This window comes from Pseudarcicella hirudinis (genome assembly GCF_900115665.1).
GTDB lineage: Bacteria > Bacteroidota > Bacteroidia > Cytophagales > Spirosomataceae > Pseudarcicella > Pseudarcicella hirudinis.
Window position 1 is genome coordinate 68627 of the sequence record NZ_FOXH01000013.1, and the last position, 12247, is coordinate 80873.

Below are 12247 nucleotides of genomic sequence, written 5' to 3' on the forward strand. Positions count from 1 at the left end.
AAATCCCTGATTTAGTCTGATTCGGGAATATAAAAATTGAAGGAATTAAAATACAATGGAAGTAATTAAAAGGACCTATTTTTTATTGCTGAGCCTACTGGTTTTTGTGAATGCCTCTTACTCGCAAATCAGAATCACTTTACCGCTCAACCGGGCTGTTTATCAGCGTGGAACAAATCACCGCTCAACGATAACTGTTGCGGGAAGTTATGATCAGAGAATAGATAAAGTAGAAGCTCGATTTATTCCGGTTTCAGACGGACAAGGTACATTTCAGGATTGGGTTACTGTGCAACAGAATCCTACTGCCGGAAATTTCAGTGGCGTTGTTTCTGTTCTGGAAGGCTGGTATACTATGGAAGTAAGAGCAAGCTGGCAAAATAACATTGTCGGAGATGTATCAAGGCTGGACAGGGTAGGCGTAGGAGAGGTCTTTATTATTTCAGGACAATCAAATGCCGAGGGTATTGAAAACAGAGGAGAAGTTAGTGCCGCTTCTGACCGGGTGAACTGTTTTAATGGTGGAAATGACCCGATGTTTGGCGGAAATGACTACATAAAATTAAGTCCGTTTTCAAAGCTTGATGCAGGAGTGAAAATTGCCCCTCGGGGAAGAAGCTCATGGTGCTGGGGGAAACTGGGAGATTTACTCGTATCCAGATTAAATGTTCCTGTAATGTTTTTCAATACCGGTTTTAATGGAACTTCGGTAGCTAAATGGCAGGAAAGTGCAGAATTTGGGATAACAAGTAATCCATATATCGGAGGTGTCTATTTCTACGGAATGCCTTACAGTAATTTAAGAGATGTATTGAAATATTATGCAACCCAGCTTGGTGCAAGAGCCGTACTCTGGATGCAGGGAGAAACAGATAATACTGACGGAACCCCGGATTTTCTCTATAGATCCCGCCTTCAGACGGTAATTCAAAAAAGCCGTGATGATTTTGGGAAAAATATCTCCTGGGTTGTGGCACAGGAATCTGCTTCTGCCCTTGGTGTGGACTGTGGATATATTCCTTCCTCTCCAAGTGTATTGAATGGTCAGTTTCAGGTCATTACTTCTACCCCGAATGTTTTCTTTGGTCCTGTTACAGATGGCATCCAGAACCCGGGAAGGTCAGAATGTAATCACTTTAGCGGACAAGGATTGATTGATCTGGCAAACGCCTGGAACGGAGCATTGAACAGTGATTTCTTTGATCGTTCTATTCCCCATTTACCGGAAGTAATCAGTGCAAATAATACAATTGTCTGTAATTCTGCCAATAGTGAGGCGACAGTTACCTTACCAGACGGCTATCAGTCTTATGATTGGTCAAATTCCAGTAGTTTTTCGTCTTTTACCAATAGCAAAGTGCTAACTGTTAAAAGCGGAACTTATTATATTCGTCTGAGAGATTCAAAAGGCCGGATTTTGCAAATGGCTCCTTTGGTAGTTAATGCTGATAATCCGGGAAAAGCTACCATTTCTCCAAGTGGTATTGTTCCTTTTTGTGAAGGAGAGAGTGCTACTTTAACAGCACAGAATGGGTTATCATACAACTGGAGCAACGGAAGTACCGCTCAGAGTATTACGGTAAATGAAAATCAGGATTTTTATGTTCAGATTGTTAATATTTATGGCTGTAAGTCTGATTTCTCTAATTTTGTAGCAGTAAGGTCTAATCCACTCCCTCCCGCGCCAAGTATTACAAATGACGGCGCAACTACTTTCTGCGAAGATATCGGGGTCAGATTAAATTCTTCCGGAGATGCATCCCTCCGATATTTATGGAGTAACGGAGAATCTACTCAAAGTATAAATGTATTTTCAACCGGAACATTTTCAGCAAAAGTAATTGACAAAAATGGCTGTAAATCACCTTCATCTTCTTCCATTACTACTTTTGCACGTTCATTACCGCCAACACCTGTAGTTTCCAATGATGGAACTACTACGTTTTGTGAGGATTCTTTCGTGACATTGAAATCTACGAATCTTAATGCGGTTTCCTATAAATGGAGTACAGGGGAGGTTACTCAGAATATAAAAGTGGCTAAAACAGGGATATTTTCCGTAAGAACAGTAGATACATTCGGCTGTATTTCCAGACAATCCAATAATGTTACTACTTTAGCAAATCCACTCCCGCCAAGTCCGAATATTATATCTTACGGTGATACCGTTTTTTGCGGCGGCGGCAGGGTAGATCTGTCAATCGTAAATAATGCCCTTGCACCGAACTGGGTTGGTCTGACAAATAAACAGAATGTTCTGACCGTTGATAAAACGGGTTTATACCAGGCATATGTTACCGATAAAAACGGATGTAATTCAAAACCTTCTAATGGTATATTTGTATCAGTGAAACCAAATCCTGAACAACCGGTTATTTTGAGAGCAAGCCCTTATACTTTAGAAGCTTATACCTTGACCGACATATCTGAATATGTATGGGATAACCTTACTAATACACAGACAAAGATTACAACCACAAAGGATTTAAGGGTAAACGCAGATGGTTCTTACAGACTGACTACCAAAATAAAATATCCTTCTTCTTACGGAGAGAAGGTATGTGTCTCTACTCCATCGAGTATATTCAACTTCTCTCTGGCCAATGTCTTGAAATATGATGACCAGGGGCTGGCTATTTTTCCCAACCCTACTACCGGTCTGACAACACTCGAAACCAGAAATGACTGGAAGAGCGTAACTGTAACAGTATATACAATGGATGGTAAAAAGGTTTTTAACCAGACAATTGCCGATTTTAACCAACGTTATGTCTTTAACTTTACGAATCTGGGCATAGGAGAATACATTATTAAATTTACAGATTCGTCCTCAGTGTATGAAGTAACAAAACGATTGCTGGTAAGCCGGTAAACGTAAACCATATCAGATTATAAAGAACCTTCGTGATGGAAAAATACCACTTGCGAAGGTTTTTTCTTTGGCCATCTTTTATCAGTTTTATTTTAATGAATTACCGGATTTCTGGCATGACTTTGGTAAGCTAAATTATACTGAATACCATTTTCAGATTTTCGTTTGCTCTGCTGTACAATCTAAATGACTTTTAAGTCGTTATACGACTAACCCAATCTAATTACTCTTTCAAATGAAACGAACTTTGACCTTTTTTTCTGCATGTTTATTGCTTATTTCCCTGATGTCGGACATGCCTGGTTTTATTCAGCCTGATTCTTCTTCTTCCATCTTAAAAGGTGCCTGGGAAAAGAAAGATGCTTCAGGAAATATTACTACATTGATTTGTACTGAAAAATATCTGATGTTTGCCAGTTACAGTATTTCCGGTAAAAAATACCTTAAATCAGGTGGAGGGCCTTACCAGCTTTCTTCTGCAAACGGCACAGAAATCATGAGTTTTACCCGTGATTTTAATACAGAAGATTCGACGAAAGTAGGACTGACCATTGCGAATGATTATACATTGAGCGGAGAGAAACTGGTAGTTCCATCGGGACCTTTACAAGGCAGCTGGGATAAGGTTAAAGAACCCAAAGGTGCCACTGTCCTTACATCTGCATGGCGGATTATTAGCAGAGAAGGGGCAGACGGCAAAATGGTAAAAATGATGAAAGGATCCAGAAAAACAATAAAAATCCTTTCAGGGAGTCATTTCCAATGGGCAGCGATAGATACTGATACAAAAATATTCAGCGGAACAGGTGGTGGAACTTATGCATTGAAAGATGGCAAATATGTGGAAACACTTGACTTTTTCTCAAAAGACAATAACCGCGTAGGCAAAAATTTATCCTTCAGTTATACACTGAACGGTAAGGAGTGGGAGCATACAGGTGTAAGTTCTACGGGAAGCAGAGTCCATGAAATATGGGAAAAACAGGAATAATTTTCCTGAAATGTAATCAAACAATAAACCCCGGTCAAAACCGGGGTTTATTGTTTGATTACATTCCTACTTTGGGAAGAATTGGTAAACTCTCATTCCCGTCTTCACTTACTGCCTGAACGGCAAAGAAATAATGGTCTTTTGAATAAGGAATAACAATTCCGTTCTTACTGGTAAATATCTTTTTTTGCCAGAAAGGCTGATATGTCTCACGAATTAATACATAATATCCCTTAGCTTTTCCTGATTTGGGTGCCTGCCAGAATAATGTTGTAGAGTTGGTCAGCATTTTCACGTCAATCGTAACATTCTGAGGAGTTGAAGGAGCTTTTGCCAGATTGGCAAGAGTTGATAGATTCATGGCGGTATTCTTACGCAAATACTCAAAATCCATATATTCCGGATAATCTCCGTATTTTATCCCGTTTTCAGTACGAAGATCTTGGTGCTGGTGTTCGAAATTTTCATTCATTTCTGTAACCCTCACCGCGGCAAAACCTTTGTTTACAAAAGGTGTATGATCTCCTCCTCTTAAAAATCTGTCGTTTCGGTAAACCATCACTACTTCGAGGTTATCAACATATCTTTCTCCTACTTCTTTGGTATATCTGGCAAGCTGACGGGCCTTACCATCATTTTCCTGTCCCATATTTCTGATGCCGGAAGCTTTGCTTTCAATTTCAAAGGCCGGTAATCCTTCGCTGAAAATCCGCACTTTTGTATTCTCAATGATACGGGTTTCATTACTGTTATTAGATCCGACAATATCATTGTTTAAAATTGCCTCAATATTCCATTTTTCATTTGCAGCTTTGTCTGCCAGATAATTGGCCCCCAATAAACCTTGCTCTTCACCACTGACTACCAGAAAAATGATTGTCGCCGGGAATTTGGCTTTAGACATTACCCTGGCCAGTTCAATTACTGTAGCTGTCCCGGAACCATCGTCATTTGCGCCAGGAGCATCTGATTCACGATTCATGACATTGGTAACTCTGCTGTCGATATGGCCGCTGACGAGGAAAATCCGATCATCATTCGGATCAGTACCTTTCAAAATCCCCATCACATTGCCCATATCCTGTTCTTTATCTACCCTTTTTCCGTCAGGTTTTAAAATCCAGCTGTCTATTTTAGCGGTCATTCTGCCTTCAGATTCTTTAGCAAACTCCTGAAAGCGGCTTAATACCCAGTTTCGGGCTGATCCGATTCCTTTTTTAGGGTCTGTTGTAGTACTTAAAGTATGCCTGGTTCCGAAACTTACCAATTTAAGAATATGCGCTTTTAAACTATCTGCCGAAACCTGGCTTACCATTTGTTCGATAGCCGGATCCCGTTGAATGATTTTTTGCGCACTTACCTGTAAAGAGATAAAAGAACAGAGTAAACAAATTGTTTTTTTCATGAAGATGAAGTCTGATTTAAGTAGTTAAGGTAGTAATTTTTTAAAATAGATGTTGATGTCCCCGAATGATTTTAAATCAGAGAAATCTACAATTGATAAAGATAGAAAAAAAAGTAAAATTAAGTATAGCTGAACCATCAAATAGTACTAAAGCAGGACAGTCCTGCTTAGTATTGTTATATATTTTCTTTAAATTACAAAATGATAATATTTTGTAATTTATTGTAAATGAGTGAATTGTGCTTGTTTTAGTGTATTTTCCGGTATTTGGAATAAGTAACAGAGAAAATGTTTAAATGTATGTATAACACATTAGAACAGTTTTTACTAACTTTGGCCCACTGAAAAGTAAATAAAATTTTCCATAAATAATTCCCCAATTGAATTGATCGAAATAAAATCAAATCTGAAAATGTTTAAAAAGCTACTGATTTTGTTATTCCCCGTATCGGTTATGGCACAGACCGAGATTCCGCTGAATGATTTAAGCGCTTTCAAGAACCCCAGTGCAAACTGGAGCATTGAAGGAGATGCCTCCGGAAACCCGAATAGTTCGGTTATTACACCTAAAGCCGGAAAAGGTGTTTTGCTTTGTACTTTAAAAGGAGCAAAATATCAGAGAACTGATGATTTAAGGTTTAATCTTGAACACGGAGATATCAGATTATCACTTGATTTTATTATACCGAAGGGATCCAATTCCGGTATCTATTTACAAGGCAGATATGAGGTGCAGATTTTTGACTCATGGTTGAAAAAAGTTCCGGGAGACGGAGACTGCGGAGCAATTTACCACCGTTGGGATGAAACCCGAGGCAAGGGAAAAGAAGGTTATGAAGGACATGCTCCTTTGCAGAATGCCTGTAAAGCACCCGGCCTTTGGAACCATATCGATATTGATTTTAAAGCACCGACTTTTGATGCCTCGGGGAAGAAAATCACGAATGCCCGATTCAATAAAGTGGTATTAAACGGCGTAACAATCCATGAAAATATAGAATTGCTGGGAGTAACCCGTGGAGCGATTTTTCCGGAAGAGGGTACAAAAGGCCCGATCCTTATTCAGGGAGATCACGGACAGGTCGCTTTCAAAAATATCAGATATGAAGTTTTTGATAAACCATTGGCAACATTCAGCCCGGTAACATTCGACTATTTTGAAGGAAAACTGGCCGATTTGAAGACTGATAAATTAAAACCGGTAAAATCTGGAAAATCTGATAAGCCGACCATGAAACTTGCTGAGGCAAAATCTGACTTTCTTATCAGATTTCAGGGAAAAATTACTGCTTCTGAGGCCGATAATTATTTGTTTACAACCAACTGGACCGGAACAGGTGCGTTGATAGTTGACGGAGATACGATCACAAAAGGCTCACACTGGTATAGTGAAAGTGTGAAAGGAAGTAAAAACCTGAGTGCTGGCGAACATACATATACTTTGATTTATGCCAAAGATTTTTCATGGGGACCTAAAGGTTTGGGTTTGTTTATTGAGAGAGTTGGCAGCTGGAAACAAAACATAACAGAACGTACTTCCTTACCTGAACCTGAGCCAACCCCTTTGGTTGAAGTGAAAGTTTCTGATGAAACAATGCTCCAGCGTTCTTTTGTAATGTTCGGGAAAAAGAAAATTACTCATGCAATTAATGTGGGTATGCCAAATGGACTGAATTTCTCCTATAATTTAAACCAGGGAGGATTCTTACAAATATGGCGCGGAGCGTTTCTGGATGCTACAGAAATGTGGTATGAGCGGGGTGAGCCACAAATTGGACAGGCTATGGGAGCTGCTGTGACTATGAACAATAAGTTTCCATTGGTTTATGCAATGGATAATAATGGTGTTTTTCCTGACTCTTCGGCGGATTTGCAATATAAAGGATATCGCCTGGAGAAGAAGACCGCATCCAATGGTAATGTGGCCTCTTATCCTGTATTCATGTATGCTTACAAAGGAGTAAATGTGAAAGACCAGGAAACTCCTTTGGATAGCGGAGAAGGAATAAAACGTCAATTGAGTGTGGAAGGTGAATCAACAGGTAAACTATATGCGCTATTGGCAGAAGGCTCAAAAATTGAGGATGCCGGTGGAAACCGATTTAATGTAGATGGCCAGATTTATGTGCAGACATTCCCTTCTGAAACAAACAAGCCATTTATTCGGGATAACAATGGCAGAAAGCAATTAGTGACATTAGTTGAAGGAAAGGAAATCACATATCATTTGATTTTTTAATTGAACAAAGAACATGATACATCAAGTCAAAACAAAAATATTTACATTAACCGCTGCTGCCTGCCTGTTGGCCGGACAGTTATTGATGGCTCAGAATAAGCCTAAAGCAATGACTGAAGAGGATTATTATGAAATAAAAACGCTTTCGATCCCTTCTGATATTAAGCTGGAAGTAGGTGGAGTAGCACCTATTCCTGATGGCAGAGTAGCTGTTTGTACAAGAAGAGGAGAGGTGTGGATGATAGAAAACCCCTATCAGATAGGAGGAACGGTACCTCATTATACCCTTTTTGCAAGCGGTCTTCATGAAGCATTAGGATTAGCTTATAAAGACGGTTCTTTATATTGTACTCAAAGAGGAGAGCTAACCAAACTGACAGATACCGATGCAGACGGGAAGGCAGATCTTTATGAATGTGTCGCTACATGGCCGCTTTCAGGAAATTATCATGAGTATTCTTATGGCCCTGTTTTCGATAAAAACGGTGATATGTATCTTACTTTTAATGTGGCCTGGGTTGGTTATGGTGAGGGAAAACTGGCAAAATGGAGAGGCTGGCTTGTGAAAGTAAGAAAAGACGGATCACTTGAGCCGATAGCAACCGGATTGCGTTCACCTGCCGGATTTAATATTAACGCTGCCGGAGATATTCTTTTTGGCGAAAATCAGGGAGACTGGGTTGGCTCAGGAAGAATTACGCATCTCGAAAAAGGTGATTTTGCAGGAAATGCGGGAGGATTGTATTGGACAAAAGAACCGGATTCTCCTTTGAAACTTACCAGAGAAGATTTACCCGATAACGGGGAGCCAATGTATGAAGCAGCCAAGAAAGTTAAGCAGCTAAAACTTCCTGCGGTATGGTTTCCACATGCTTTAATGGGTATTTCCACAGCGGATATGCTTGAAGATGTAACAGATGGCAAATTCGGACCTTTTGAAGGACAATATTTTGTACTTGATCAGGGGCAGTCTAAGGCAATGCGTATGGTTCTTGAAAAAGTTAACGGAAAATACCAGGGAGCCTGCTTTCCTTTCCGCGATGGATTCCAGTCCGGGACAATCAGAGCAAGATGGGGAAATGACGGATCTATGTTTGTCGGAATGACTTCAAGAGGTTGGGGCTCAACAGGTAAAGATCTCTATGGTTTGCAGAGACTTGTCTGGAATGGTCGTCTGCCGTTTGAAATGAAGACTATTCTGGCTAAACCTGATGGTTTTGAAATCGAATTTACGCAACCAATCAGTAAGCAGGCTGCTGAAAATCTAAGCAGCTATGAATTAAAGAGTTTTACCTACAAATATCATCATAATTACGGAAGCCCGATCATTAATCAGGAAAACTGCCCTTTGAAAGGTGTAATTGTTTCTGAAGATCGTCTGAAGGTTCGTCTTGTAGTGGATAACCTTAGAAAAGGATATATCCATCAGGTAACGGCTTCAGGCATTGTTAATGAAGAAGGACAGCCTTTGCTGCATGATTTCGGGTTTTATACACTTAATGATATCCCTTCGGGGGAATTAGCGAAGCTTCCTGCAAAATCGGCCAATTCAAATTCTGCAAAGGATGTTAAAAAAGCGGTAAAAGTTACAGAAGTTAAAGCGTCTCCAAATGCTCCTGTTGATACAAAGCAGGTAATGGCTCTTTTGAAAAAACATGCCTGTACAAGTTGTCATGCTGCTGATAGCAAAGTTGTTGGTCCTGCGTTTGCGGAAGTAGCCAAGCGTAAATATACCAATGAGCAGATTCTGGAATTAGTGTATAATCCCAAGCCTGAAAACTGGCCTGATTTTGCTACAGAAATGGCATCAATGACACATGTTCCGAAAGGCGATGTATTAAAAATTGCAGCCTGGATTAACTCTCTTGGGAAAAAAGCAAAACCGGATACAGAGAAATTACTGAACAGAGATTAAATAAAAAGAAATACAGTTTACATAAAAAGAGAAGAGCGTTTGGGTTCCCCGAAGGCTCTTCTCTTTTTATGTAAGATTTAAGAATATGACAATTTTCTAAACATTACCCATTACATAAATCTGACCTTTAGGACCAACTTCTGTAGTACTTCCTCCGGTTTCTTCCAGAGAGATAGCAAAAGCTACAGCTTTGCCAAAAGACTTCATTTTAAGCATTTGAGTATTTCCGCTGATTAAACCAGCATCAACCGGTTTCCCATCTACAATAGCCCAGAGCTGATATTGCTTGCCGCTTGGAGCTTCCGGTAATTTCATAGATGAAACATACACACTTTCCGAATTAGTATCCCAATATACCAATGCTTTGGAATTCGGGGCCACTGGCTGACCAGAGAGTGCAATTACTTTTACGCCAGGACTTTGTAAAATATTTAGTTCCTGTTCATAATTTGCCTTCAAAATCTCTTCATTCTGAACGATTTTAAGATTTTGAGATTCAGCAATGGCTAACTTCTCTTCTGAACCTTTCCAACGATTAAAGAATATGATATTGGCTCCGACACTCAGGATCAATAATGCCCATGAGGCAGCTGCTACCCATGTACGGGTTGCACTTGGCTGAGGCCTGAACTCTAAAACTTTATCCTCGGTATTTAATTCATCGTCACTTACCTGACTGATACTATCTGTTACAAACGACCCAGATCCTTTTTGTTCACTGGTTACTGAAAGTTGCTCTTTTGCAAGTGCATTCATTATCCTGATTTTTAATTCTGCAGGAGGTTCATGAGCAAACTCCAACGCATACGATTCCAGAGCCTCTTCAATCAGAAAAATCTCTGCCCGAATTTCCGGATGTTGAGCTATGTTTTTCTCTACCTCTGCGGTTTCTTCCACAGTTGTAAGCTTTAACACATAGCTTTCCAAAATTCCTGACGATATGTATGCTTTAATATCCAATTCTGTTTCTTATTATTTTATTTGCGGTTAAATGTCTACCTGGCAATTTATTAAACCTGACAAAAGAATCAATTACTGTAAAACTCTTTCATCTCGTACCCCATCGGATCTTTTTCCAATAGTTTAGCAATACGACCTCATAAATACAGACTGACAATTTCGTAAAATATTAAAAGTACAATTACTATGAAATATTCTCTTAAATGAGAAATTGCACTTTTGATACGGGTTTTAACAGTTCCCAAAGGAATGTTAAGCTCCTCAGCTACTTCAGCCTGAGTGTATCCCTGAAAATACAGCAAGTCAACAATCTGCTGATGTTCCGGGCGTAACTTTTCAACGATTTTTCGCAGACCAATAGCGTCTACGTCAAAAGAAGTGCTGTTTTGACTGTCTATAGTATTTACGTAATTGGAGAGGTCTTGGTTTTGCTGGGAATTCTGGAAGTCCTGAGAGCGGATTTTATCAATGGCTGTATTACGGGCTATGTTCAGAATCCAGGTGAAAAGAGTTCCTTTGGAACGGTTGTAGTTTTCAACGTTTCGCCAGATTTTAACAAAAGAATCTTGCATTACGTCTGCAGCTATTTCTTCAGAATGTACAATTTTTAATATAACGCCGTAAAGAGCCGACGAGTAGTTATCATATAGTACAGAGAATCCTCGCTGATCTTTACTTTGAAGCAAAGCCACCAGGTTTTCTTCCGAAATGATAGTTCTACGTTTTCCCGCCATATTTTTATTTTGAATGATTTAGTATGTAAAAGGTTATAACAAATCAAAAGACGGACTTGTTTTAGAGGAATACACACTAAATTTTCGAGTGCGAAACTACACGGTTCTGAGATCAGATGTAATCCTTTACCGTGGTATTTTAGCAAATATAGAAGGATTTGACTTTTATGACAGAATATCGGATATTTTTTTTTCTTTAATTCTGAAAAAAGTTGAAAAACAGAGCGTTGAAGTTTTTAAAACAAAAGGCTTTCAAGCGAAAGCCCTTTGTAGGTAACCCATTTGATTAAACCACACCTCTATTTTTCTTTAAAGAACGAATCCTTTTTTATCTCTGCTTTTAAGATAATTTACAGGATTGTTCGAGCTGATTTCTACATTTTTGGTAATACAACCGCATCAATAACGTGAATGACTCCGTTTGACTGATAAACATCATAAGTACTGATGTTTGCGGTTCCTCCGTTTTCATCTTTCAGCATGATGTTATGAGTTCCATTCATCATAGCTGTAAGCATTCCGCCACTTACGGTTTTGAAAACTGCTTTACCTTTTCCTGCTTTGATGGCCTTTTCGATGCTATCAAAATCATGCTTACCTGCTACTACATGATACGTAAGTATTTTAGTAAGGGTTGCTTTGTTTTCAGGTTTTAATAAATTATCAACAGTTCCTGCGGGAAGGTTTTCAAAAGCATCATTAACCGGTGCAAAAACCGTAAAAGGACCTTTAGATTGTAGCGTTTCTACCAAACCTGCCGCTTTTACTGCCGCCACTAATGTTGTATGGGCTTTTGAATTAACAGCATTCTCTACGATATTCTTCATAGGATACATAGGTTCAGATCCTACTGTAACTGTATTCTGAGCTTGAGATATACCTGCATTCAAGATTATCAATCCGAATACCAAGCCTAATGTTTTTGAAACTTTTTTCATTGGGATTGTAAAGTTTAAAATCGTTTAAACTACATTGGAAATTACGGATACGATACATTGTCAAAATAATCATTCACTCTTTAGTCGTACCCGATTTCGTGGTGATTACTGACATTTGAACAGATATACGGGAACAAAAAAGGTTTGGATTTAAAAAAGTAAAAAAAAATAAAAAAATTAAAATTTTTTCCAA

Annotated in this window: 8 protein-coding genes; 4 read left to right on the plus strand and 4 right to left on the minus strand. The window is 39.1% G+C overall.

Annotation, left to right across the window (positions count from 1 at the left end; genetic code table 11):
- Nucleotides 1-55 precede the first annotated feature (55 nt).
- Nucleotides 56-2872, plus strand: coding sequence for a T9SS type A sorting domain-containing protein (locus tag BM179_RS19085; protein ID WP_092018767.1), 2817 nt, complete (start codon nt 56-58; stop codon nt 2870-2872).
- A gap of 235 nt (nt 2873-3107) precedes the next feature.
- Complete coding sequence (locus BM179_RS19090; RefSeq protein ID WP_143095268.1) at nt 3108-3863, plus strand: hypothetical protein; 756 nt, start codon at nt 3108-3110, stop codon at nt 3861-3863.
- A 58-nt stretch (nt 3864-3921) separates the two neighbouring features.
- On the opposite strand, the gene BM179_RS19095 is transcribed toward BM179_RS19090, so the two are convergent.
- Nucleotides 3922-5268, minus strand: coding sequence for a M20/M25/M40 family metallo-hydrolase (locus BM179_RS19095; protein ID WP_092018769.1), 1347 nt, complete (start codon nt 5266-5268; stop codon nt 3922-3924).
- A 454-nt stretch (nt 5269-5722) separates the two neighbouring features.
- On the opposite strand from BM179_RS19095, the gene BM179_RS19100 reads away from it, so the two are divergent.
- Together BM179_RS19100 and BM179_RS19105 are read left to right on the plus strand one after the other, a co-directional pair.
- Nucleotides 5723-7507 carry a 3-keto-disaccharide hydrolase gene (locus BM179_RS19100; RefSeq protein ID WP_218159253.1) on the plus strand — a complete coding sequence of 595 codons (1785 nt, stop codon included), beginning with the start codon at nt 5723-5725 and terminating at the stop codon, nt 7505-7507.
- A 13-nt stretch (nt 7508-7520) separates the two neighbouring features.
- Nucleotides 7521-9422, plus strand: a complete 1902-nt coding sequence (locus BM179_RS19105; RefSeq protein WP_374754588.1) for a hypothetical protein — start codon at nt 7521-7523, stop codon at nt 9420-9422.
- 96 nt (nt 9423-9518) lie between these two features.
- Here the strand turns inward: BM179_RS19105 and BM179_RS19110 are convergent, their stop codons facing one another.
- The 3 genes from BM179_RS19110 to BM179_RS19125 form a co-directional block, all read right to left on the minus strand.
- Nucleotides 9519-10319 (minus strand): anti-sigma factor, encoded by an 801-nt coding sequence (locus BM179_RS19110; RefSeq protein WP_143095269.1) that lies wholly within the window; start codon nt 10317-10319, stop codon nt 9519-9521.
- Nucleotides 10320-10519: 200 nt separating this feature from the next.
- Entirely contained in the window at nt 10520-11116 is a 597-nt protein-coding gene (locus tag BM179_RS19115; RefSeq protein ID WP_177219455.1) for an RNA polymerase sigma factor, read from the minus strand.
- Nucleotides 11117-11490: 374 nt separating this feature from the next.
- Nucleotides 11491-12054 (minus strand): fasciclin domain-containing protein, encoded by a 564-nt coding sequence (locus BM179_RS19125; RefSeq protein WP_092018773.1) that lies wholly within the window; start codon nt 12052-12054, stop codon nt 11491-11493.
- Nucleotides 12055-12247 lie beyond the last annotated feature (193 nt).